This is a genomic window from Shinella curvata (assembly GCF_022899935.1).
In the GTDB taxonomy this organism is placed as follows: domain Bacteria; phylum Pseudomonadota; class Alphaproteobacteria; order Rhizobiales; family Rhizobiaceae; genus Shinella; species Shinella curvata.
This window is the reverse complement of record NZ_JALJCJ010000001.1, coordinates 515573-539816: the sequence shown is the minus strand read 5'-3', so window position 1 is coordinate 539816 and position 24244 is coordinate 515573. Positions and strand designations below refer to the sequence as shown.

Here is a 24244-nt window from a genome sequence, read left to right as displayed (position 1 = left end):
TTTCCTCCGGCGGTTTGATTCCTCGGCCCACTCTAGCACCCGCCCGCCGGGCCGGGGAAAGGGCGGAGGGTGGTTTTTGAAGACGGGATGGAGTATGAGCCCGGCCATGACCAAGAGAGCGACATTCTACAGCCAGGCCGTGACCGCGGGGACGAAGATTTTCGCCACCGCGCCGATGATCGACTGGAGTGACCGGCACTACCGCGTGTTTGCGCGGCAGCTCACCAGGAATGCGCTGCTCTTCACTGAGATGATCGTCGCCGATGCCATCCTGCGCGGCAATCGCGAGCGGCTGCTCGGCTTCGATGCCGTGGAGCATCCGGTTGCCTTGCAGCTCGGCGGCAACGATCCGCAGAAGCTCGCCGAGGCGGCACGGATCGGCGCGGAATTCGGCTATGCCGAGATCAACCTCAATGTCGGCTGCCCCTCGGATCGGGTGCAATCCGGCACGTTCGGCGCCTGCCTGATGCGTGAGCCCGATCTGGTGGCCGATTGCGTGGCGGCGATGAAGGCGGTGGTTGCCATTCCGGTCACGGTGAAATGCCGCATCGGCGTCGATGATCAGGACCCTGAAGTGGCGCTGCGCGATCTCGTCTCCCGCGTGAAGGCCGCCGGTACGGATGCCGTCTGGGTCCATGCGCGCAAGGCGTGGCTGCAAGGCCTGTCGCCGAAGGAGAACCGCGATATTCCGCCGCTGGACTACGGTCTGGTGCGCCGGCTGAAAAGTGAAAACCCCGGTCTTTTCATCGGTCTCAACGGCGGGCTTCATATTTTGAGTCAGGCTGTCGAAGAGATGGACGGGCTTGACGGTGTCATGCTTGGCAGGGCCGCCTATCAGGATAGCGGTGTTCTCACCGGCGTGGATGATCTTTTTCCGCATCCCCTATCGGGCGGCCAGCCATCCGGTACTTTCTCCAATCCGCAGGCGCTGCCCGTCGAGCGGTGGGAGGCGGTGCGCGATGCCATGGTCGCCTATGCAGCCGAGGTGATCGCCCGGGGCGGGCGGGTGGCGCATGTCACGCGGCATATGGTCGGGCTGTTCCAGGGTTTTCCGGGTGTGCGGCGCTACCGGCAGATCCTTTCCACCGATGCCACGAAGCCGGGGGCGGGGCCGGAGGTGATCGCCAATGCCTTTGCCGCGGTGCTCTCGGCACGGGGCGAGGTGGCGACGGCGGCGGAGTAGCGCTTTCTGTGCATCGTCGCGGCGTGACCACAATTTCGTCCCCTCGGGGGCGGAAAACCGCGTAAACAACGAACGACGCAGTGCAAAGCAAGTCCAGCAAAAGTGTGATGCGGTTTTGCGTCCGGGCTTGCGAAAGATAGAGACAACAGGTGGCCGCGTGATCGATCCCTACGCCATGCTCGGACTGGAGCGCGATGCAGACGACAACGCGGTGAAGGCTGCCTATCGCAAGGCCGCCAAGGGCATGCATCCCGATTCGGGCGGCGATGCCGACCAGTTCGCCCGTCTGCAAACCTGCTACGACCTGCTGCGCGATCCGGTGCGTCGAAAAGTCTTCGACGATACCGGCTTCGACCCGCAGCTGGCCGATCCGCGCGATCTCAAGGGCCTGATGCTGCTGGAACCGCTGGTCAACGAGGTCATCCTCGACGAGCGCGAGCCCGGCAGTTTCGATCCGCTGGCGGCGATGCGCCGCAAACTCTCCGACGACATCGTCAAGAGCCGCTTCCACATCCTGGAGCTGGAACGCCACCGCAACCGCGTGCGCCAGCATATCGACCGCCTCGGCCGCAAGGCCGGCACGGACTTTCTCGGCTCCATGCTGCGCGCCCGCTCGCAGTCGATCGCCGAGGCGATCCGCAATGCCGAGACCCAGATCCAGTCCATCGAGCAGGCCTATGCCATGCTGGAAGGCTATTCCTACGAACTGGCCGCCGCGCTTGAGCCCGTACTCGTCAAGGGCGAGGCGGCCGAATAGGCCCGCCTACCAGTGCTTCGGCAGCGGCGGCTCCTCGCCCTCGTATTTCGGCGCGGGCTGCGCGGCGCGCATCTTTTCGAAAGCGCGATAGGCTTTTCGCTTGCGGCCGGCGACGAGCGCACGGGCGGCCTCGACGCCGGCGTCCTGGAGGGCGCGAGTCTCGCGGTAGGACGAACTCATCGTGATCTTGCTCGCCAGATAGCCGAAATGCTCGGCATCCGCCACGCTCCGCGCCAGCTCGTCGAGCAGGCGGCGCTGGTCGGCGTCGAGATTGGCAAGGCAGCAGGGCTGCTGCGTCGCACGGAAGAACCAGATGCAGCGATGCCGGCGCCGGCAGTCGCGACGGCGGCAGATGCGCTCCGGCACAGCCAGCATCTCGGCGCTGCGGGCAAGCTGGTGGCAGGTGAGCGGGGGCGGTTCGTAGGGCATGGGGGCTCCTGTTTTGGGGAAGGAAAGGCGGATGGTGCGCCCGGCGCGCAGCATCCGGTCCGGTTTTCGCGGGGCCTTGCCCACCGGATCGACGTCCGGGCGCCGCCTTTGCGGCCTGCCTTTCGACGGGATGCGCGAAAACCGTCCCGCGCGTGAAAAAAAGCCACGCCGGGGTCTGGATCAGGCTTCGGACGGGGCGCTCAAAGCTGTCTCGTCAAAAGTATAGAAGTGACACCTTTCAGCGCCCCGTTCAGCGGTTTTTGCCTGCGACTCCGGTCTCTCTGCAAAGGCTGGGTCCGGCGGTGTTTGCCGTCGGTTTCCGGGGCGGGTTTTGAACCCGTTTTGACATCCGCGCAGAACTCTCCATCGAGCCCGGCCCGGACGGAAAGACTCATCGCCTTTCCCGGGAAAACACCGCTCCGGCGGACGATGCCGACGCATCCGCCAGTCCCAGCCCCCTTGTGTGCCGCACAGGCACATCCGGCGCGCCGTCAGGGGATGAAACCACGGGACCGGTCCGACGCCCCGCCGCTTCCCCCATGTCGCCGGAGGGAGACCACTTTCCGCAGACCCTTTTGGAGAGGACTTACGTCCGTCCCTCCCCAAAAGCGCCGACCCCGCCTCGCCGCAACGCCTTGCGGTGTATCCGCGGCGGGATGAGGGGGAGTATGGCATGGGGGATTGGGGCGGGGAAAAGTAAATCTGAAAAACGGACTTTCACCGTAAAACGAGTGAATTCTCTCTTGTCGGTATTGATCATAGTGGTTTGCGCCCAACAGTTGTGAATTGGCGGTATTCCCACTAACGGACAGCTCAAATTCCGCTTAATCTCTGTGTGGCACTTTGGGGGATTCACTATGCGACTGCACAGAGTACTGGTTAGAAATTTCAGAGGTGTGCGATATGCAGAACTGAGTAATCTCTCTGATGTTGTCGTTATCGCTGGGCAAAACGGCTCAGGAAAGTCATGCTTACTTGACGCTATCAGACTAGTTAAATCTGTTTATGGTGGCTACCAGCAAAATGAATACCATCATTGGTTCGGTGAGTTTCAAATAAATTTCTCAAATGATCCTAAAGCCTTTGTTCCGTTGTTTAATAATCCCTCAGAGCCTTTGATTATCGAAGTTGATGTTGTTCTTCATCCCGATGAAAGGGACTATCTTAAAGTAAATGCTGAAGCTCTGATCACTACTCAGGCATGGAGAATAATAGTTCCAGAGCTATATGGTTGGAAATCTCTCAATGCTGCACCTTTGGCTGCGCAATATCGCAGTCGGGAAGGTGAGGTTATTGCGCGTGCAATCGAAGATCTGAAGATATTTAAAAAAGAAATGGAGAGCGAGGTAATTAAGGCTAGGGTCTTTATTAACCCGAATGAGCAGCCAATGTTTAATAACTCAAAGGTCCTTGAGATAGTTTTTAGTACATTTGATCCTAAAAATATTGGAATTATTGATTATCATGGAGCTCAGCGTCATTTTGGAAGGGAGGCGATTGGAAGCATTAACGTAAATTTGGAGGCTAGCGAGGAGCAAAGCAAGCAGAGTGCATTGTATAACTACAATAATAAATACTCTAATGTTAAGAGCGAAATGGCTTCTCTTTATGTAAGAGAGGCTTTGGCAGAGAAGGCTGGAGGAAAAATCGGTGGAACCGAAAATATAACTAAAACTCTCATGGAGCTTTTCAATACATTTTTCCCGCATAAGGAATTTTTGGGGCCTCAGCCTTCAGAGGAGGGGCGCTTGAGATTTCCGGTCAGGGTCGGGGGAGCTGAAATGCACGACCTTGATGAATTAAGCTCAGGAGAGAAGGAAATATTGTATGGCTATCTAAGAATGAGGAGTTCTGCAAGGAAAAACTCAGTAATACTTTTGGATGAGCCGGAACTGCACCTAAATCCACGGCTGACAAAGAATCTCCCAGGATTTTATTATAGAAATCTGTCTACTGCCTTAAATAATCAAGTTTGGCTTATTACTCATTCAGATGCGATTCTGCGGGAAAGTGTAGGGCAAGATGGATTTAGCGTCTTTCATGTGACGTCCAGTGCGCATACTGATTTGGGGCTTAATCAAGCAACGCGCGTCTTGGCGGATCAGGATTTAGAGCGCGCGGTGATTGAGCTTGTAGGTGATTTGGCTGCGTACAGCCCTGGTGGGAGGGTTGTAATTTTTGAGGGTGAGGACTCGGAATTTGATCTTTGGATGACTTCGGAACTGTTCCCGGAATTGGCTGAAAAGGCGAATTTAGTTTCGGGTACCAATAAGGCACGCGTCCGTGGTTTGCACGATCTGCTTCAAGGCTTATCTGATGCCGGAAGGCTTCCCAAGTATCGCGTCTTCTCAATAACCGACAAAGATTATGAGCAAGGCGACTTATCTCCTATAAATCAATTTAAATGGGATAGTTATCATATCGAGAACTATCTACTTTCAGATGAATATATAACTAACGTTTTGAAGGGCATAAACGGAAATTCGTTCAATTCATCTGTTTCTGAGGTTTCTGCGAAACTCTATGAATGCGCATCAGATACGATCCAAACAATGTTGATACAAATAACTCATGATTTTGTGAATGGGAAATTAGTTAATGCACTAAATGTTAAAATCGATCCGAATTCTAGGAATATTACAGGTGATATGGTCGATTCTGTTTCGCGCGCTAGAAATAGAGTTGATTCACTTGCTGTAGGCGCGCTATCCTTGGATGGCTTGTCGCAATATATAGATCAAGTTCGTGTTGGTTTGGAGAGTGACCTGCTTTCTGGAGCGTGGCGAAAGAACTTCAGTGGCCGTAACATACTTAATAGGTTCGTCGCGAGGTATGGCAATGGTATTAGTTATAAAAATTTTCGTAATTTGATTGTTGCCGAGATGCGCGCAAACTCATACAGGCCGGCTGGTATGGGGGAAATTCTTGGAAAGATTATGTTGCCAACACCTCTCGATGGGGCCGCTAACAGATAGTGCAACGAGCGTGAGCAGAATTTACCGTCCAGGCCGCCCCGTTTTCCCCTTCGTCCGAGCCTTCCGCTTCGCCTCCACCGGGTCCTCATAACTCCCCGCGCCAATCTTCCCCCGCCGGACCGGCTTCGCGTCGTCGGCACCGTCTGCACGTTCGGGTTGGCCTTCGAGGAGGGGGGCGTGGCGTTTTTTGGTGGAGAGGGTTTCTTCCGGGCGGGCGGGCAGGTCTCCGGTGATGGGCTTTTCGGTGCGGCCGACGGTCATTTCGTCGAGCGTGTTGCGGCGGAACAGCGATTTGCCCGCGGGCGTGGCGACGTCGCGGCCCATTTCGTCCAGCGAAGGCTTGCGGAAAAGCGGGCGTTCGGTGTCGGTGCCCGGGCCCATGTCGTCGAGCGAGGGTTTTTGGAAGAGGGATTTTGACGGGGCGTCGGCGTCTGCGGTTGTGGATCCTCGGGTCGAGCCCGAGGATGACGGAGGAGAGGTGGTGCCGGATGTCGCGCCTGCGCCGCCACCGGTCTTTGCCGAGGCGGATTTCGACGGGGTGCCGGACGTGCCAGCCTTTCCGCTCTTGCCGCCTTCCTGACTTCTCGCCGAGCCTTTTGCATTCCCATTCGCGCCTTCGGCGCTCCGCGCCGGGTTTTTAATGCTCCCTGTCGCGCCTTCGGCGCTTTTCGCCTCTTGCCGCGCCATCGGGTCGTCCATGACGGCGAGTTCGGCGGCCTTGAGGCGTTTGATCTCGTCGCGCAGGCGGGCGGCCTTTTCGAAGTCGAGATCGGCGGCGGCGTCGCGCATGGCTTTTTCCAGCGCGTTGAGATGGGCCTGCAGGTTGTTGCCGACGAGGTTGCCGCCATCGGCAAAGCCCTTGCCGGAGACACCGGAAATATCGGCGCGGACGTGGTCGCGCTCGTAGACCGAGTCGAGGATGTCGGAAATCTTGGCCTTCACCGATTCCGGGGTGATGCCGTGCGCCTCGTTATAGGCGACCTGCTTTTCGCGGCGGCGGGTCGTCTCGTCCATGGCGCGCTGCATGGAGCCGGTGATCTGGTCGGCATAGAGGATGACCTTGCCGTCGACATTGCGCGCCGCGCGACCGATGGTCTGCACGAGGGACGTCTCCGAGCGCAAAAAGCCTTCCTTGTCGGCATCGAGGATGGCGACGAAGCCGCATTCGGGAATGTCGAGGCCTTCACGCAGCAGGTTGATGCCGACGAGCACGTCGAAGGCGCCGAGACGCAGGTCGCGGATGATCTCGATGCGCTCCAGCGTGTCGATGTCCGAGTGCATGTAGCGCACGCGAATGCCCTGTTCGTGCAGGTATTCGGTGAGGTCTTCGGCCATGCGCTTGGTGAGCACGGTGACGAGCGTGCGGTAGCCGGCCTCGCTGGTGGCGCGGATCTCGCCCAGCACGTCGTCCACCTGGCTTTTCGCCGGGCGTACCTCGACGGGCGGGTCGATCAGGCCGGTCGGGCGAATGACCTGCTCGGCGAAGACGCCGCCGGCCTGCTCCATTTCCCAGTTGCCCGGCGTGGCCGAGACGGCGATCGTGTCGGGGCGCATGGCGTCCCATTCCTCGAAGCGCAGCGGGCGGTTGTCCATGCAGGAGGGCAGGCGGAAGCCGTATTCGGCCAGCGTCGCCTTGCGGCGGAAGTCGCCGCGATACATGCCGCCGATCTGCGGGATCGTGACGTGGCTTTCGTCGATGAAGATCAGCGCGTTGTCGGGGATGTATTCGAAGAGGGTCGGCGGCGGCTCGCCGGGCTTGCGGCCCGTGAGGTAGCGCGAATAGTTCTCGATGCCGGCGCAAGAGCCGGTGGCCTCCAGCATCTCGATATCGTAGCGCGTGCGCTGCTCCAGACGCTGCGCCTCCAGCAGGCGGCCGGCCTTTTCCAGCTCGGCGAGGCGCAGCTTCAGCTCGTCCTTGATCGCCTTGATGGCGCCGTTCAGCGTCGGGCGTGGAGTGACATAGTGGCTGTTGGCGTAGATCTTCACCGATTTCAGGTCGCCGGTCTTCTGGCCGGTCAGCGGGTCGAATTCGGTGATCGCGTCGATCTCGTCGCCGAACATCGAGATGCGCCAGGCGGCATCTTCAAGGTGGGCCGGGAAGATCTCGATCGTATCGCCGCGTACGCGAAAACTGCCGCGCTGGAAATCCATCTCGCGGCGCTTGTATTGCTGGGCGACGAGGTCGGCGAGCAGCTGGCGCTGGTCGAGCCGTTCGCCGACCTCCATCTGGAAGGTCATGGCGGTGTAGGTCTCGACCGAGCCGATACCGTAGATGCAGGAGACCGAGGCGACGATGATGCAATCGTCGCGCTCCAGCAGCGAGCGCGTCGCGGAGTGGCGCATGCGGTCGATTTGCTCGTTGATCGACGATTCCTTCTCGATGAAGGTGTCGGAGCGCGGGACGTAGGCTTCCGGCTGGTAATAGTCGTAGTAGGAGACGAAATATTCGACCGCGTTTTCCGGGAAGAAGTTCTTGAATTCGCTGTAGAGCTGGGCGGCCAGCGTCTTGTTCGGCGCGAGGATGACGGCGGGGCGCTGCGTCTCTTCGATCACCTTGGCCATGGTGAAGGTCTTGCCCGAGCCGGTGACGCCGAGCAGCACCTGGCTGCGTTCGCCGGAGGAGAGGCCCTCGACGAGATCGGCAATGGCGGTCGGCTGGTCGCCGGCGGGCTGGTATTCGCTCATCATGCGGATGGCGATGCCACCCTCGGACTTGGCGGGCCGGGCGGGACGGTGCGGCGTCCACAGCTTGCCGTCCTTGAACAGCGGGTTGCCGCTCTCGATGAGCGCGGACAGTGCCTCCACCGTGGCGGTGACGGCCGTGCCGGCATTGAGCGCGGCGGCGTCCTCCAGGGAGACATCGAGGCCGGAGACCGGGTTGAGGCCGGCGGCGGCGCGGGTCTTCGGGTCGGACGAGCCGCCGATCGAGACGCCACGCGACGTCTTGGAGACCGTGACCTGCTCGGTGTGGCGGCGGGCGGCGTTCTCCACCGTCTTGCGGTGTTTGCCGGCCTTGGAGGCGACCTCGCGGCGGCTCTCGACGCTTCCCGCCTCGGCTTCCGCCTCGAGCTGCTTCACCCAATCCGAGACGCTGCCGGACAGGGGCGCGCCCTCGAAAGGCGACTGCGGGGCTTCCTCGAAACCGGAGTTCGGGGCGGTGGGTTTTTTCGGAGCTTTGGCCATGCGGGGAATATGGAGAGAGTCATGCGGAAAGAAAAGGGGTTTTGAGTACAAAAGGGAAACGAATTTGCAGCCGTCTCCGGCCGTTATGAGAAAAGGCAGGGCGAGGGGCGATCATGGATACGGTGATTGACGAGACGGCACTGATGCCGAAGGAAAGCGCGCTGGCGGAGCTGCACACGGCGGTGGCGGCCTACAATGCCGAGCGTGGCACGGTGACAAACACGCTCTATGTCAACATGGTGCTGATGTTCGGCGGCTATGTCGTTTTCGCCTGCATCCTCGCCTATATCGCCTTCATCGAGATCGAGAGGAACATCGTCGGCATCGTGCTGGGGCTGCTGTTCTTCGGTGGCACGGTCGTCTGGCGCGTCGCGCAGGCGCCGTCGAAACGCTTCCAGCAGGATTTGCGCGACCGCATGCTGCCGCTGGTCTTCGGCTTCATCGACGAGGTGCAGTATGCGCACGGCGCCGAGCCGCGCTTTATGGGCGCCATGCCGGGCAAGGAGCTGGTGGCACGCGACCGCAGCGAACACGGAGACATGATCGCCGGCATGCATGAGGGGCTGGCCTTCACGCTGTCGGAAACGGAAATGATCACCGGCAGCGGCAAGAGCCGCAGCACGACCTTCAAGGGCATCATCTTCCATTTTGTGCGCGACGCGGAATTTCCCGGCCTGCTGCTGGCGGCGCGCAAGCCGAACAGCGTGCATCTTTTCTTCCGCGATCTCTTCGGCGGCAGTTCCATGCTGCTGGTGACGAGCGGCAATCCGGAACTCGACGCTTCCCACGAATTCCGCACCGACCGGCCAGATGCCGCCACGCCCATCGTGCAGGGCGCGCTCGCCAAGGCGCTCGATTACCTCTCCACGGAATGGCGCGACGACGTGGTGCGTCTCGCGCTGCGGCGGCGGGATTGTTACCTGCTGCTGCCCTCGAAGAAGGACTTTTTCGAGCTGCCGCCGGTGCACACGCCGATCGATTTCGACCGGCACCTGAGGCCGATGATCCGCGACCTCGTTACGCTGCTGGCGACGGCGAAGCTGGTCAGCAAGATCGCTTAGGTCGGCAAACCGACAAAAAGCTTCCGCACCTCATCCGCCATGTGCTGCACCGCGCGGTCCTTGTCGCGCCGGCGGTGCCAGGCGAGGTGGAGGGGGAAGCCGGGGACGGGGATGGGGGGAAGGGCGACGTGGAAACGCGCTGCGGCCTCCGGCGGCAGGCAGTGGCTGGGCATCATGGCGATGAGGTCGCTGTCTTCCAGAAGCGAGGGCACCATCAGGAAGCTGGGCACGACGATGCCGACGCGGCGGGTCTTGCCGAGGGTGGCGAGCTGGTCGTCGAAGGGCGTGCGCGTATCGCCGCGGCCAGAGACGAGGATGTGCGGAAAGGCGAGCCAGCGGTCCAGCGTGAAATTCCAGGCGGCGGGATGATCCTTCCGCATGGTGACGATATAGTGCTCCTCGACCAGTGTCTCGCGGTGGAATGCGGTTGCGTCGATGGTCGGAAAGACCGAGAGGGCGATGTCGCTGGCGCCACGGGCAAGGGATTCCAACGCTTCGGGCGCGCCATGCCACGGCTGGATGACCAGATCGATGCCGGGCGCGGATCGGCTCAGCGCGCGGTGCAGGGCACCGGCGATCAGGATGCCGGGGAAATCGGCGGTGAGAATGCGCACGGTCTGGCGGATTTCGGCGAGCGGTTCCTCCGGCGCATCCACCACGGCGGCGATTCCGACGAGAAGGGTTTTTAGCGGATCACGCAGGCTCTCCGCCTTCGGAGTCAGCCGCATGCCGCCCTTACCGCGCTCCAGCAGTGGATCGCCGAAGAGATGGCGGCAGCGGTCGAGCGCGCTCGATGTGGCGGGCTGCGACAGGTTCAGCTTTGTGGCGGCACGCGAGACATGGGCCTCGTCAAGCAGGGCGTCGAGAATGACGAGAAGGTTTAGGTCGATGGATCTTAAATTCATAAAATCAATAATAGCATATATAAATCATCCATTGGAATGATTTCAGCATGCGCGGCATCCTGATGGCGTCAACACAGGAGATGACGCCATGAGCAAGACCTTGATCCTTCTCTTCCACCCCGATCTCAACCGCTCGCGCGCCAATGCGGCGCTTGCCGGTACGGCCGCCCGCCTGCCGGGCGTGGAGGTCGCCGATATGTATGCGCTCTACCCTGATGGCTCGATCGATGCGGATCGCGAGGTGGCGCGGCTGCGCTCGCCCGACCGGATCGTGCTGCAGTTCCCGATCCAGTGGTATGCCACGCCGCCGCTGCTGCAGGCATGGAAGGATGCGGTGCTGACCCGCATGTTCTACATTACCTATTCGACCGAGGGGCGACATCTCGAGGGCAAGCCGCTGCTCGTCGTCGCGACGGCCGGCAATGTGCCGGAAGCCTATCAACGGAGCGGCGCCAACAAGTTCACCATGGAAGAGCTGCTGCGCCCGCTCGAGGCCACGGCCCACCGTTGCAGCCTGCCGTGGCAAACGCCGTTCCTCGTGTACAGGGCGGACAAGCTGGACGATCTCTCGCTGCACGGCGCGGCGAAGGCGTACTGCTCGCTTCTGGAAACTTGGCGCCGAAACGACGCGAAGCGTTTCCTCGTGGAAGCGTGGGGCTGACGGATGATGACGTGGGAATTTTCGCACCCCGCAAAGCCGAGACACATTGTGCCGCTATGGTATCGGCTGACGGTCCGCACCGTGCCGGCGGGTATTCTGGTGCAGTACCTGTTGGCGGGACTGGGGCTCTTTTACGACGGCCTGTTCCTGGACTGGCACGGTGGGCTCGGCATGCTCTTGTTCCTGCCGATCACCGCACTGGTACTGGCAAGCTGGTTCGGCGGCCAGATGCATCCGCTGCGCTGGTGGGCGGGGTTGCTGGCGATGCTCCATGCTGTGCAGGTCGCACTGATCACGGTCGGGCAGAGCAGCGGCTCGGGTATCTTGCAGGCGTTGCATCCGTTCAACGGCGGGCTGATGCTCGCGGCCTCGCTGGTTCTGCTGGCCAAGGTGGAGCGCAACCGGGCGCCGATGGCGAAGACTTGAAGTGAGCCGGTCGGGTTGCGGGTTACGCTATGCGCTCGGCGTGCTGGTCGAGCCAGCGCGGAATGTCGTTTGCCGGCATCGGGCGGGCGAAGTAATAGCCCTGCGCGTGACGGCAGCCGAGCATGCGCAGCACCTCGGCCTCCTCCTCGTTCTCGACGCCCTCTACGACGATGTCGATGGACAGCGCATGGCCTATGCCGATGAGGGCAGAGATGAGGGCCTGGTTTTCGCGGCTGGTGGCGATGCCCTTGACGAAGCTGCGGTCGATCTTAAGCCGGTCGATGTGCAGGCTGACGAGGTAGGCCAGCGAGGAGTGGCCCATGCCGAAATCGTCGACGGCGAGGCGGAAGCCGGCGGCTTCCAGCCGGGCGAGCTCCGCGCCGGCAGCCTGCGTGTCGAGCGTCGCTTCCTCGGTGATCTCGATTTCCATCAGCGCCGGGGAGATATCGTGCGCGCGGGTGATGTCCGTCAGCAGGCGCGACAGCGTATCGCCGGAAAATTCGCGCGGCGAGACGTTCACGGCGACGGCTGCCTCCGGCAGGCCAAGGCGCGGAAGGGTGCGCAGCAACTCGGCGGCGCAATTGGCGACATAGCCGGTCAATGCCGTTGAGATGTGCAGGGCATGGGCGGCGCGCACGATGTCCGGCGGGCTGACGGCGCCGAGTTCGGGGTGCATCCAGCGTAGCAGCGCTTCGAACCCGGTGACGCGGCCTGTGGCCAATTCCACCTGCGGCTGAAACACCACCTGTAAGGCGCGATCCGCGATGGCGTCCGTGAGCGTCGTCTCGATGAGGCGCTGGCGCTCGATGCGGGCTTTCAGGATGGGATTGAACAGACCGAGGCGTCGTCGGCCGCCTTCCTTGGCGGCATAGAGCGCAATATCGGCGCTGGCGAAGAGGTCGTCAGCTGTCTCGCCATGCTGAGGATGCAGGGCGAGGCCTGCGCTCGCACCGACGGTGACGGGCCGTCCGCCAATGACGATGGGATCTCCGGCGAGGCGGACAATGCCGTCGCCGATCGCGCGGCCACGGGCCTCCGCCGCCTGTCCTTCGATGATGACGGCGAACTCGTCGCCGCCAAGGCGCACGACCGTGTCGGTCGGGCCGGTGAGGCTGGCGAGACGGTCGGCGATCTCTATCAGCACGGCATCGCCGGCGCCGTGGCCCATCGTGTCGTTGATCGCCTTGAAGCGATCGAGATCGATAACGAGCAGCGCCAGCGCGCCGGTCGGGACGCTCTTGTCGAGCAGGTCGCGCAGGCGCTGGTTGAACAGCGCGCGGTTGCCGAGACCCGTCAGCGCGTCGCGGTTCGCAAGCGAGGCGAGTTGTTGATAGGACTGGCGGATTTCCCCGTTGGCATCGGAAAGCGAAGCAGCGAGCGCCACGGCTTTCAGCCGGTCGATCTGGCTGCGGATGAAACCGGCTTCGCTGAGCTGGCTGGCGCGCAGCATCATCACCGCGAGCAGCAGCGCATCGGCGGCGATGACAAGCGCGGCCGACGTTCCCGTGATCAGCAGCGAGAGGATGGCGGCGGCGAGCGGCGGACCGGCGAAGAGCAGGGCCGTGCGGGAATAGGCGGTGCTCTGCATCAGCGATCCGGCGCAGATGCCGCCGATGATGAAGATCAGATAGGGGTTGAGGCCGTTTGCGCCGTGAAGGGTTCCGATGAAGGGCGGCAGGCTCCAGGCAAGACCTCCGCCGAGCGCGCCGAGCGAGAGAACGCCGAGCGCGCGTTTCGGCCGCTCCACGGCGCAGTTGAGGCGGCGAACGATCCTGACGCCGATGTAGCGGGCGAGGTTGATGGCGAAGACCGCGGCAAGCCAGGCCAGGATGCCCGCGCCGGGCTCGTCGAGCCAGAGGACCGCTGCGGTGGTCGCCGCGAGGAAACAATTGGCGGCAAGCGACAGCACGACACCGTCCAGCACGGCTAGGGCCTGTGCGGAGAGGATCTGTCGTCTTGTCGCTTCATCCTCCGGCATCAGCCGGGTCGCATCCGTCATGTTCTTCCCGGCCTGAAGGAATCGCCGTTGTGGCGTGTGGCGGATCGTGTGGGGGCGGGCATAAGATTGTCTTAATGGGGGATCGCGAGAATCCATGGCCGGCCGGCCTTGACGATTGCAACAGCTCGGATATTGCGAGCCGGACCTTCCATCAAACATCAGGATTCGCTTATGCCCTTCAGCCTCAATCCCGCGGCCGTCTGGCCGATCGTGCTGCTTTGCCTGTCCAACGTCTTCATGACCTTCGCCTGGTACGGGCACCTGAAATTCAAGTCGGCGCCGCTTTTTATCGCGATCCTGGCAAGCTGGGGCATCGCCTTCTTCGAATATTGCCTGGCCGTGCCGGCCAATCGCATCGGCCACGAGGTCTATTCGGCAGCGCAGCTGAAGACCATCCAGGAAGTCATCACCCTCCTGGTCTTCGCCGGCTTCTCCGTCTTCTGGCTGAAGGAAAGCCTCACCTGGAACCACGCCATCGGCTTCATGCTGATCGCTGCCGGTGCGGCCTTCGTGTTCAAGGGCTGATCGCGCTTTCCCAAAATAGTCGCATTCGGACACGAGCATGGGCGGGGAACGGATGAGGCGCGCGTGACGACAACCTTCGCTACCATGGCATCGATACGGTTCGGCTACGGCCGTCGGCCGGGCGAAACGCCGCCCGAAAACGTCGATGCCCTGATCGCGGGGGTGGAGCGGGGCAGTCGCGCGCCCTGTCTTTTTCCCCACGAAGGCATCGAGGGACGCCGCGCCCGTTTTCCCGCCTATCGCGATGTCCAGCGCGCCTACACGAAGGCGCGCGACAGCAACATGCTGGAGGTGGTGGGGGAGCGCCGGATCAACCCGTACGCCATCACGCTCTCCAATGCGTTGCAGCGCGACCGGCACCTGAAGGTTCAGCAGGCCGTCTTCTCCCCCTATGGTTTTTTCGAACGGCTCTCCTGTTTCTGGAGCGATCATTTCTCGGTCAATGTTCTCAAGAGCAGTGCCGTCCGTATCCTGGCGGCGATGCATGAAGCCGAGGCGATACGGCCGAACCTGGCGGGCCGCTTCGCCGATCTGGTGAAAGCATCCGCATTGCATCCGGCCATGCTGGACTACCTCGACCAGACCCGGTCCGTCGGGCCGACGTCTCCGGTGGGGCTCAAGGCAGGGCGTGGGGTGAACGAGAATCTGGCGCGCGAGCTCATCGAGCTGCATACGATGGGGGCGGGCAGCGGATACAGCCAGCAGGACGTGCGCGAGGCGGCCTTCGTCCTGACCGGCCTCTGGTTTCGCTCGCCGGCCTTCAAGACCGAATTTCGCCCGAAGGCCTCCGAAACCGGCGTCTATCGCGTGCTCGGCCGGACGTATGGCGGCCGGTCGCGGAACATCCGGCAGGTCCATGCGCTGATCGACGATCTTGCTGCGCGGGAGGAGACACGTCGGCACATCTGCCGCAAGCTCGTGGTGCATTTCATTTCCGACGACCCGCCGCAGCCGGTGGTGGATGCCATGGTTGAGGCCTGGCAGCGCCATGACGGAGAACTCCTCGCCGTCTACAGGGCGATGCTGGAGCATCCGCGCAGTTGGGAAGAGGAGGGCCGCAAGGCGCGACAGCCCTTCGACTTTGTGGTTGCGGGGCTGCGTGCGCTGAATGTTCCGGCTGACGCGCTCGAGCCCGGGATCAATAAAAAGGCGGGCTGGCGATCCGTGTGGGATGCCGCGGAGCTTGCGGATGTTTCGATGATAACGTCGAAGGGAAATGCGGCGCTCGGCGCCAACCCGCTTTCGGTCGGCGCGATCACTCAGCTCGGACAGCCGATCTGGCAGGCGCCGAGCCCGGCGGGATGGGAGGAGGGCCTTTCCACCTGGATTACGGCCAGCCAACTGACCGAGCGTATCGCCTGGGCGCGGCGGCTCGTGGCGCGCTTCGGCGGCGATGCCGATCCGCGCGCCTTCCTGCAAACGGCGATGGCGGATGCGGCGCGGGCCGATACGATCGAGACCGTCGCGCGCGCGCCCAACCGTGCGGTGGCGATGGCGATGGTGCTGGCGTCACCGGAATTCAACAGGCGTTAGGAGCGGACGATGACGAGCGAGATCAACCGCCGAGCCTTCCTTGCCGGAGCATGCTGCCTTGCCGCGTCGCCGCTGGTGACGCCCGTCAGCTTCGCCGCCATGCCGGGCGAGAACCGGCTGGTGACGATCGTCCTGCGCGGGGCGATGGATGGATTGGCGCTGGTGCAGCCCTACGGTGATCCGGCGCTTCGGCTGCTGCGGCCGATACTCGCGCTCGGGGTCGACGACGGGCTCATCGATCTGGACGGCTTCTTCGGCCTGCATCCGATGGCAAAGGATCTGCTGCCGCTCTGGAAGGCGGGCGAACTCGGTTTCGTGCACGCCATCTCGACACCCTATCGCGACGCGCGCAGCCATTTCGACGGGCAGGACATGCTGGAGAGCGGCGGGGCGGGGGTAAAGGCGGAGCGCACCGGCTGGCTCAACCGCGCGATTGCCGGCATTCCGCGGCCCGCCGACCGGCGGGCGATCGACGTCACCACGACGGCGGAGTTGATCCTTTCGGGGAAAAGCCAGGTCGATGTCTGGTCGACGCGCGCTGATCTCGCCTTCACGGAGGACGAGCAGGCTTTCTTCGTCCGGCTTTACCGGAACGATCCCGATTTTGCGATGGCGCTCCGCGAAGCGACGGAGACGGATATGTTTTCCGACCGGATCCGTGCGGAGGAGGAAAAGCGCAGCGCCGGCGTCCGCGCTGTCGCGGAACTGGCGGCCGGCATGCTCTCCGCCGATCACCGCATCGCGAATTTTTCCATCAACGGATGGGACACGCATGTCAACCAGGCGAAACTCTTCTCAAAACCGGTCAAGGATCTCGTGACGGCCATTTCCACGCTGAAGGAAAAGCTGTCTCCGGCTGTCTGGCGCAAGACGGCAATACTTGCCGTTACCGAGTTCGGCCGCACGGCACGGGAAAACGGCTCTGAGGGCACCGATCATGGCACGGGGGGCGTCGCCATTCTCGCCGGCGGTGCGGTGGCGGGCGGAAAAATCTATCGCGACTGGCCCTCGCTTGCCGAGAACGACCTGCTCGAAGGCCGCGACCTGCGTCCGACGACGGATCTGCGGCAACTGGCGGCCTCGATGCTGCACCAGCAGTTCGGCTTGTCGGCGCATGACCTCGAAACCTCTGTCTTTCCGGGACTAGGCTTCGACAAGCGGGTCGCCTATCTGCGCGGCTGATTACTCCAGCATGTCGAATGCGCGAAAGATCCAGCTGAGCTGGTAGAGGATGCCCAATGTCACGAAGGTGGTGTGGTAGCGGCGGCTGGCTGTCCAGGCGGCGGTGAGGCACAGCACGATGAAGACGGCATTGCGCAGGGGGTATTCGTAGCCGAAGGACCCGAAATAGGCTTCGCCCTTCAGGGCGGTGTCGAGCAGATCGACGGCGAAGACCAGCGCGAAGACGCCGAAGAACCATTTGCGGCGGGAATAGAAATAGTCCTCGTAGCCGGAATAGTCGTCGAGGACCGTCGGGAAGAGCAGCACGGCGAGCAGGAAGAACAGGCAGCAATAGCTGATCAGGAAGAGATAGACGCCGAAGCCGATCGTGGTCAGCGCCTGCAGGCGGAACTCCCACCACCAGAAATGCAGCAGGAACAGCAGGAGGAAACCTGCCCATGCCAGATGAACCGGGTAGGGCTTCACCTTGCCGGGATGCTGCACGAGAAGCGCGATGCCCGTCAGGATGCGGGCAATGCTGAGACTGACCACCATGCCGATGACGACGCGTACATGGCTGAACAGCGCTGGATCCGGAGTAGCATGCTCCATCGCGGGCGTCCTCGCGTTCAGTCCACCGGGACGGGTGTGGGCTGGCCGCTCTGATCGAGCGCGACCATGATGAATGTGGCGCCCGTCACCTTTTCCAGCGTCGTCGTGAGATAGCGTTGCGCCCAGGCTTCGACGCTGAGCGTGATCGAGGTACGCCCAACGCGCGCGATGTCCGTATAGATGCTGAGCGTGTCGCCGATCTTCACCGGCAGTTCGAAGGCCATCTCCTTGACGGCTGCCGTCACCACACGGCCACGGGCGCGCTCGGCGGCGCGAATGCCGGAGGCCAAGTCCATCTGCGCCATGACCCAGCCGCCGAAGATATCCCCGGCGGCATTGGCGTCACCCGGCATGGCGAGCGTGCGAAGGGTGAGCTGGCCGTTCGGCATCCTGGTGTCGGTCATGCGGGTCCTCTCCATCTTTCTTTCGGTCTAGCCCAATGCGGGCGAGGGAGAAAGAGGGAGGCGCAGCGCAGGCGATCGGCATTTTCGAACATGCACACGCTCTAAAAATTGATGATTGCAATTTTAGACGATTTTAAGGGGTTTCCCGGACCTTCGGGCATTGGACGCAGTGCGTCCGAGCTGAGGAGAGCCAGGTGAAGAATTTCAGGATATCCACGCGTCTGTCGTTGCTTGTCGGTCTTGCCCTGACCATTTTCGCGGCCGCGCTCGTCTACAGCCTTTATCACTATCAGGACGCGATGGTTACCGAGCGCAAGTCGAAGCTTGCGGCGATGGACGAGAGCATGCTGACGCTTTTCAAGCATTATCATGCGCTGGAAACGGCCGGCACGCTGACGCGTGAAGAGGCGCAGACCCGCGCCAAGGATGCCGTGCGCGCATTGCGCTACGAGGATAGCGGCTACTTCTGGATCAACGACATGAACGCCGTGATCGTGATGCATCCGATCAAGCCGGCGCTGGACGGTACCGACCAGTCCGGCATGGCGGATCCGACCGGCAAGCACATCTTCACGGAATTCGTGAAGGCGGTGAAGGGCAGCCCGACGGGGCAGGCATTCGTGGACTATCTCTGGCCGAAGCCGGGCTTCGAGGAGCCGGTGCTGAAATATTCGCATGTCGCCGGTTTCGAGCCCTGGGGCTGGATCGTCGGCACGGGCGTCTATGCCGACGATCTTGCGGCGATGTTCCGCAGCAACGCCATCGAGATGGCGATCATCCTCGCCATCGGCGGTCTCGCCATTATTCTTGCCGCCTATGGCATCGTGAAGAGCGTCACCGGTCCGATCCTGCGCCTCAAGGGCTCCATGCAGGCGATCGCCGACGAGGATGTATCACGCGACGTGCCCGAGACCGAGCGCAAGGATGAGATCGGCGAAATGGCGAAGGTCGTTTCGGTGCTGCGCCAGTCCGTGGCCGAGCGGGCCCAGTTGCGGGTGCGCGAAGGCGAACAGCAGATGCGCCTCGATGAGGAGCGCTCGGAAGGCGAGCGCCGCCAGCGCCAGGTCAGCGAAAGCCAGGCGGACGCCATGCATGTCGTCGGCAGTGCGCTGGAGCGCCTCGCCAACGGCGACCTCACGGTCTCCATCGGTTCGATCGCCCCGGAATATGCCAAGCTGCGCGATGATTTCAACCGGGCCGTCGATGCGCTTTCCAGCGTCATCAACGCCATCGCCCATTCGACCGAGATCGTGCACGGCAGCGCCGGCGGCATCGCGGAAGCAGCCAACAACCTTTCGCACCGCACGGAACAGCAGGCGGCCTCGCTCGAGGAGACCGCGGCCGCACTCGACGAGATCACCGCGACGGTGCGCAATGCCTCCGAGCGGGCGGCCGAGGCGAGCCGCATGGTGGCCGAGACCAAGCAGTCGACCGGCCGTTCCGGGACGATCGTGCGCGATGCCGTCGCCGCGATGAGCCGCATCGAGGATGCGTCGAGCCGTATCAGCCAGATCATCGGCGTGATCGACGAGATCGCCTTCCAGACGAACCTTCTGGCGCTCAATGCCGGCGTCGAGGCCGCACGCGCCGGCGAGGCGGGCCGTGGCTTCGCGGTCGTGGCGCAGGAAGTGCGCGAACTGGCGCAGCGTTCGGCCAATGCGGCGAAGGAGATCAAGGGGCTGATCAGCAATTCGGCCACCGAAGTTGGCACCGGCGTGGCGCTGGTGCGTTCGACGGGCGATGCTCTCACCGAGATCGAACTGCTCGTCAACAAGGTGAACGATCAGGTGACGTCGATCGCTACCTCCGCCCGCGAGCAGGCGACCGGGCTTGCCGAGGTGAACACCGCCGTCAACCAGATGGACCAGATGACCCAGCAGAATGCCGCGATGGTGGAGGAAACCAACGCCGCCGGCCAGACGCTGACCCAGGAAAGCGAGCAGCTGAAAACGTTGCTCGGGAACTTCCGGCTCTCGCCAGCCGGAGCGGCGGATCACCGGCGCCGCGCTGCATAAACAAAAGACGATCTCCGGAAGAGCTCACCCCGGCGCCCTCGGCGCCGGGGTTTTTCGTTTCATGACACAACGGTTCCTTTACCCTGTTGCGAGAAAATCCGGTGGAATTGCGGGAGGATGGTCCCGCGCCCCGGTTTCGTGCCGGCGCCGTCCGAATGCGGACAAAAGCGGCCTGCACCATCGCCGGACAGACATGTGCCATCGCGGACCCCGCATCGGGCGGGGCGGGTGCCAGGCGGAAGTGATTATGGGTATTGCGTTCGTTTCTCGTCTTCGCAGGCCGTTCGGGCTGCTTCTGATACCGGCGATGCTTGCCGCCTGTTCGGGCGGCCTGACCCCGCCTGACGATATCGATGGCAGCGGTGTCAGCGCCATCAGGCCGATGGAAGAGGTATCGCAGGCGCCCGCGTCCGATATGGGCGGCACGGGTGAGGACGTGAGCGTCTATCCCGTCACGGAACCTTCGGGCGGCGCCGAAAACATGGATACGGCAATGATGGCGCCGGTCACCGAACAGAAACGCCTGCCGATGATCGACAGCGACGAGGCCATGGGGATTTCCGATCCCGTTCAGGCCTCTTCCGGCGTGCTAAGCGTCCCCGAGGGGGGCATCAACATGGACGAGGGGCTGGGTGTCGAACGCGTCGAAGGATTGGCGGAAGCGCAGGCGAGCGAGATCGCCGAGGGCAACGCCACGCAGGTCGTCGTCGCCGACATCGGATCGGATACGCCCCGGCAGGTCGGTCAGCCTGAGAGCATCCCGATGTCGGATGCCAGCATGGAACTGGGCGCTGCGGCGGAAAGCGACGGATATCTCGGCGTGCCGGACAAGGCCACGATGCGCAAGCGCCAGGCGGTGGAGGGGGAACAGGTCGCTTTCCTGCCGCGGCTCAACAATCCCATGCAGACGCCCGAGACGATGGGCGGCATGCCCGCCTCGGAGAGGGCCTGCCGCCAGCGGCTGCTGAAGCTCGGTGTGAAGTTCCGTGACGTGCCGCGCATTTCCCGCGGGCGCTCCTGCGGCATCGCCTGGCCGGTGGAACTGTCCGGTCTTTCCGGCGGTATCCAGATCAAGCCGGCGGCCCAGGTGAACTGCCAGATCACCGAGGCCTTCGCGCGCTGGGTCAAGCAGGAGCTCGTGCCTTCCAGCCGCACGCGCTACCTCTCCGGCGTTTCGGCCATCCACCAGATGTCATCCTATTCCTGCCGGACCATGAATTCGCGGAAGGGTGCGGCGATGTCGGAACACGCCAAGGGCAACGCAATCGACGTCGGCAAGATCGTGCTGAAGAACGGCAAGGCGATCGCCATCGAGAAGAAGGGGTTCTTCGCCTTCCGTGAAAAAGGTCTGCTGAAGTCCGTGCGGAGCGACAGCTGCAAGTACTTTTCCACCGTGCTCGGTCCCGGCAGTGACCGCTACCACAAGGATCACTTCCACTTCGACCTGCGCGCCCGCAAATCCGGCTACCGGCATTGCAGCCTGTAGCCGGCGCAGGGCAGGCGGAGGCCGTCGTCGCGATCCTGCGCGATCTCTTCCGCGAGGATCTGCTTGCCGTCTATCTGCACGGTTCGGCAGTCTCGGGCGGGCTGCGGCCGCACAGCGACATCGATCTGATCGCAGTCGTGAAACGCGCGATGACGGACCTTGAGCGCATAAGCCTTCTGGCGGCGCTGCTGCGGATTTCGGGGCGCCATCCGGCGCTTCCCGCAGGGCCGCGCTGCCTGGAACTGATGGTGTTCCTCGCGAGCGATCTTGCCGACCTGCCATTTCCGGCGCGGGTCGAGTTTCTCTATGGCGAATGGTTGCGGGACGCATTCGAGCAGGGGGACGTGCCGGAGCCGGCCGGCGATGCAGAGAACACGCTGGTGCTGGCCCAGGCGCGGGAGCAGGCTCTCGCCCTGTTCGGACCGGCAGCAGGGGCGTTTTTGCCCGACATTCCGGTGCAACATGTCCGGCAGGCGATGCGTGTTGCCTTGCCGTCGCTTCGTGCCAATCTGCGGGGAGACGAGCGCAACGTGCTTCTGACCCTTGCCCGCATGTGGTGGACCGCGGTGAAAGATGACTTCGCCACAAAGGACGGGGCTGCGACCTGGGCGGCAAGGCGCATGCCGGAAGCGGAGGCGGCGGCGCTGGTCCTTGCGCGCGACGCCTATCTGGGCGCGGCCGTCGATATGTGGGACGAGCGGCAGGCGGCGGCCGAAAAGGCCGCAGACTATCTTCAGGCCCGGGTCATTGCCTGTCTCGGGCCCGCCTGAAACCGGCGGCGCATTGAAACGCGGACAAAAAAAGACCGGCGGGGCGCCGGTCAAAAGGGGTTGCAATCGCCTTAGGGGGACGATTGCCTGGAACGTCACATTCCGACATCTCGGCCGGGGCGACCGGCGAAGATGCATGCAGCGCTTCCACAGGGGAAGCATGGCGGACGGGACCGCCGGAGCTCCCTCAGGGTTCGGGAGCAAGGCCGCTGCGAAAGCAGGGGAGACGGTGGATGCGCGGGGTGCAAACCGTTCCTTCGGCCTCGCCGAGACCATGGTTGAAATCGGTCACGGTTTGATGACAACGGATTGTCTGCCCAAGCGAATTTTTTGCCGGTCGCGGGTGAAAATTGACAACGGACACGCCATATAGGGTGTCCTTCCGCATGAAATTTACTCTTTTCGGACCCTCCCATGGCGCCCATCGTCTCCATTCGCAATCTCACCAAGAGTTACGCATCCGGTTTCAAGGCGCTGAAAGGCGTCGATCTCGATATCGAACAGGGGGAAATCCTTGCGCTGCTCGGGCCGAACGGTGCCGGCAAGACGACGATGATTTCCATCATCTGCGGCATCGTCACGCCGAGCGACGGCACCGTGACGGTCGCCGGCCACGACATCCTGACCGACTATCGCAAGACGCGCTCCATCATCGGCCTCGTGCCGCAGGAACTGACGCTCGATGCCTTCGAGACGGTCGAGAACACCGTTGCCTTCTCGCGCGGCCTGCACGGCTGCGCGCCCAATCCGGCGCTGATCGAGCGCATCCTGAAAGACCTCTCGCTCTATGACAAGAAGGATACGATGCTGCGGCAGCTCTCCGGCGGCATGCGCCGGCGCGTTCTGATCGCCAAGGCGCTGTCCTACGAGCCGAAGGTGCTGTTCCTCGACGAGCCCACGGCGGGCGTGGATGTTTCGCTGCGCAAGGACATGTGGCAGCTCGTCGAACGGCTGCGCGCCAATGGCGTCACCATCATCCTGACGACGCACTATATCGAGGAGGCGGAAGAGATCGCCGACCGTATTGGCGTCATCAATCACGGCCGGATCCTGCTCGTCGAGGACAAGAAGGCGCTGATGACCAAGCTCGGCCGCAAACAGATGACCGTCGAGCTTGCCGAGCCCATCGGCGTCATTCCCGACGCGCTGTCGCCCTATAGCCTCACGCTTTCGGGCGAGGGGACACGGCTGACCTATGAATTCGATTCGTCCGGCGAGCGGACGGGCATTTCGTCCCTGCTGTCGGCGCTTTCGCAGTGCGGATTGCGGGTCAAGGACATATCCACCGAGCAGAGTTCGCTGGAGGACATCTTCGTGGAACTGGTGGGAGAGGGCAAATGAACTTCGAGGCGATCAAGTCCATCTACGCATTCGAGATGGCGCGCACGCGCCGCACGCTGCTGCAGAGCATCGTCTCGCCCGTCATCACTACCTCGCTCTACTTCATCGTTTTCGGCGCGGCCATCGGTTCGCGCATGCAGGAGGTGAACGGTGTATCCTACGGCGCCTTCATCGCGCCCGGTCTCATCATGCTGACGCTGCTCAACCAGTGCATCGGCAACGGCTCCTTCGGCATCTATTTCCCGAAATTCACCGGCACGATCTACGAGATCCTGTCGTCGCCGATCTCGATGATCGAGATCGTCATCGGCTATGTCGGCGCGGCTGCGACGAAGGGGCTGATCGTCGGGTCGATCATTCTCGTGACGGCGGCGTTCTTCGTCGACATCTCGATCAAGCATCCCTTCATGATGGTGCTGTTCTTCGTGCTGACGGCGGTCAGCTTCAGTCTCTTCGGCTTCATGATCGGTATCTGGGCGAAGGATTTCGAGCAGCTGAACCTGTTTCCGATGCTGATCATTCCGCCGCTGGTCTTCCTCGGCGGCTCGTTCTACTCGATCGACATGCTGCCTCCCTTCTGGCAGACCGTCAGCCATTTCAACCCGGTGCTCTATCTCGTCTCCGGCTTCCGATGGAGCTTTTACGAGATCGCCGACGTGAACCCCGTCGTCAGCCTGCTGACGGTATTGGGCTTCCTGGTCGTCTGCCTGTCGATCACCGCGTGGATATTCAAGACCGGGTACAAGCTGAAGAACTAGGCCCAAGCCTGCGCCGCAAGCGGTTGACCGTTTTGCGGCATGCCCCTATCCCTCGCGCCG

The 24244-nt window shown here is 62.5% G+C and carries 20 protein-coding genes; 14 read left to right on the top strand and 6 right to left on the bottom strand.

What is annotated here, in order from left to right:
* Positions 1–106: 106 nt before the first annotated feature.
* Together dusA and MUU55_RS02600 are read left to right on the top strand one after the other, a co-directional pair.
* Positions 107–1183 (top strand): tRNA dihydrouridine(20/20a) synthase DusA, encoded by a 1077-nt coding sequence (gene dusA / locus MUU55_RS02605; RefSeq protein WP_244759203.1) that lies wholly within the window; start codon positions 107–109, stop codon positions 1181–1183.
* A 175-nt stretch (positions 1184–1358) separates the two neighbouring features.
* Positions 1359–1940: a J domain-containing protein gene (locus tag MUU55_RS02600; RefSeq protein ID WP_244759850.1), complete on the top strand. Its 582-nt coding sequence runs from the start codon at positions 1359–1361 to the stop codon at positions 1938–1940.
* A 6-nt stretch (positions 1941–1946) separates the two neighbouring features.
* On the opposite strand, the gene MUU55_RS02595 is transcribed toward MUU55_RS02600, so the two are convergent.
* Positions 1947–2369: a hypothetical protein gene (locus tag MUU55_RS02595; protein ID WP_244759202.1), complete on the bottom strand. Its 423-nt coding sequence runs from the start codon at positions 2367–2369 to the stop codon at positions 1947–1949.
* A gap of 857 nt (positions 2370–3226) precedes the next feature.
* Here MUU55_RS02595 and MUU55_RS02590 point away from each other — a divergent pair.
* Positions 3227–5344 (top strand): ATP-binding protein, encoded by a 2118-nt coding sequence (locus MUU55_RS02590; RefSeq protein ID WP_244759201.1) that lies wholly within the window; start codon positions 3227–3229, stop codon positions 5342–5344.
* Positions 5345–5365: 21 nt separating this feature from the next.
* Here MUU55_RS02590 and uvrB read toward each other — a convergent pair whose 3' ends face one another.
* On the bottom strand, positions 5366–8527 hold the full coding sequence (gene uvrB, locus MUU55_RS02585; RefSeq protein ID WP_244759200.1) for an excinuclease ABC subunit UvrB: 3162 nt from the start codon (positions 8525–8527) through the stop codon (positions 5366–5368).
* Positions 8528–8640: 113 nt separating this feature from the next.
* On the opposite strand from uvrB, the gene MUU55_RS02580 reads away from it, so the two are divergent.
* Positions 8641–9588, top strand: coding sequence for a DUF3137 domain-containing protein (locus MUU55_RS02580; protein ID WP_244759199.1), 948 nt, complete (start codon positions 8641–8643; stop codon positions 9586–9588).
* Here the strand turns inward: MUU55_RS02580 and MUU55_RS02575 are convergent.
* Positions 9585–10493: a LysR family transcriptional regulator gene (locus MUU55_RS02575; RefSeq protein ID WP_244759198.1), complete on the bottom strand. Its 909-nt coding sequence runs from the start codon at positions 10491–10493 to the stop codon at positions 9585–9587. The genes MUU55_RS02580 and MUU55_RS02575 overlap by 4 nt on opposite strands.
* Before the next feature lie 88 nt (positions 10494–10581).
* Here MUU55_RS02575 and MUU55_RS02570 point away from each other — a divergent pair, with 88 nt between their 5' ends.
* Positions 10582–11154: an NAD(P)H-dependent oxidoreductase gene (locus MUU55_RS02570; protein WP_244759197.1), complete on the top strand. Its 573-nt coding sequence runs from the start codon at positions 10582–10584 to the stop codon at positions 11152–11154.
* Positions 11155–11157: 3 nt separating this feature from the next.
* Positions 11158–11580, top strand: a complete 423-nt coding sequence (locus MUU55_RS02565; protein ID WP_244759196.1) for a DUF6220 domain-containing protein — start codon at positions 11158–11160, stop codon at positions 11578–11580.
* A 22-nt stretch (positions 11581–11602) separates the two neighbouring features.
* On the opposite strand, the gene MUU55_RS02560 is transcribed toward MUU55_RS02565, so the two are convergent.
* The gene (locus MUU55_RS02560) at positions 11603–13579 is read right to left on the bottom strand and encodes a putative bifunctional diguanylate cyclase/phosphodiesterase (RefSeq protein WP_244759195.1); all 1977 of its coding nucleotides are present in this window, start codon (positions 13577–13579) and stop codon (positions 11603–11605) included.
* A gap of 171 nt (positions 13580–13750) precedes the next feature.
* On the opposite strand from MUU55_RS02560, the gene MUU55_RS02555 reads away from it, so the two are divergent.
* From MUU55_RS02555 to MUU55_RS02545, 3 genes are all read left to right on the top strand, one after another.
* Positions 13751–14104 carry a DMT family protein gene (locus MUU55_RS02555; protein WP_160784474.1) on the top strand — a complete coding sequence of 118 codons (354 nt, stop codon included), beginning with the start codon at positions 13751–13753 and terminating at the stop codon, positions 14102–14104.
* A 63-nt stretch (positions 14105–14167) separates the two neighbouring features.
* Positions 14168–15637: a DUF1800 domain-containing protein gene (locus MUU55_RS02550; RefSeq protein WP_244759194.1), complete on the top strand. Its 1470-nt coding sequence runs from the start codon at positions 14168–14170 to the stop codon at positions 15635–15637.
* A gap of 9 nt (positions 15638–15646) precedes the next feature.
* On the top strand, positions 15647–16819 hold the full coding sequence (locus tag MUU55_RS02545) for a DUF1501 domain-containing protein (RefSeq protein ID WP_244759193.1): 1173 nt from the start codon (positions 15647–15649) through the stop codon (positions 16817–16819).
* On the opposite strand, the gene MUU55_RS02540 is transcribed toward MUU55_RS02545, so the two are convergent.
* Positions 16820–17410, bottom strand: a complete 591-nt coding sequence (locus tag MUU55_RS02540; protein WP_244759192.1) for a hypothetical protein — start codon at positions 17408–17410, stop codon at positions 16820–16822. It abuts the gene before it with no gap.
* Positions 17411–17427: 17 nt separating this feature from the next.
* The gene (locus MUU55_RS02535) at positions 17428–17814 is read right to left on the bottom strand and encodes an acyl-CoA thioesterase (protein ID WP_244759191.1); all 387 of its coding nucleotides are present in this window, start codon (positions 17812–17814) and stop codon (positions 17428–17430) included.
* A gap of 194 nt (positions 17815–18008) precedes the next feature.
* On the opposite strand from MUU55_RS02535, the gene MUU55_RS02530 reads away from it, so the two are divergent.
* The 5 genes from MUU55_RS02530 (at position 18009) to MUU55_RS02510 (ending at position 24184) form a co-directional block, all read left to right on the top strand.
* Complete coding sequence (locus MUU55_RS02530; RefSeq protein WP_244759190.1) at positions 18009–19829, top strand: methyl-accepting chemotaxis protein; 1821 nt, start codon at positions 18009–18011, stop codon at positions 19827–19829.
* 307 nt (positions 19830–20136) lie between these two features.
* The gene (locus MUU55_RS02525; protein ID WP_425314144.1) at positions 20137–21315 is read left to right on the top strand and encodes an extensin-like domain-containing protein; all 1179 of its coding nucleotides are present in this window, start codon (positions 20137–20139) and stop codon (positions 21313–21315) included.
* A complete protein-coding gene (locus MUU55_RS02520) occupies positions 21303–22085 on the top strand; it encodes an aminoglycoside adenylyltransferase family protein (protein WP_244759189.1) in 783 nt (260 codons plus the stop codon). The genes MUU55_RS02525 and MUU55_RS02520 overlap by 13 nt, the downstream gene beginning before the upstream one ends.
* Before the next feature lie 414 nt (positions 22086–22499).
* Entirely contained in the window at positions 22500–23426 is a 927-nt protein-coding gene (locus tag MUU55_RS02515) for an ABC transporter ATP-binding protein (protein ID WP_244759188.1), read from the top strand.
* Positions 23423–24184 (top strand): ABC transporter permease, encoded by a 762-nt coding sequence (locus tag MUU55_RS02510; RefSeq protein ID WP_244759187.1) that lies wholly within the window; start codon positions 23423–23425, stop codon positions 24182–24184. The genes MUU55_RS02515 and MUU55_RS02510 overlap by 4 nt, the downstream gene beginning before the upstream one ends.
* Positions 24185–24244: the final 60 nt, after the last annotated feature.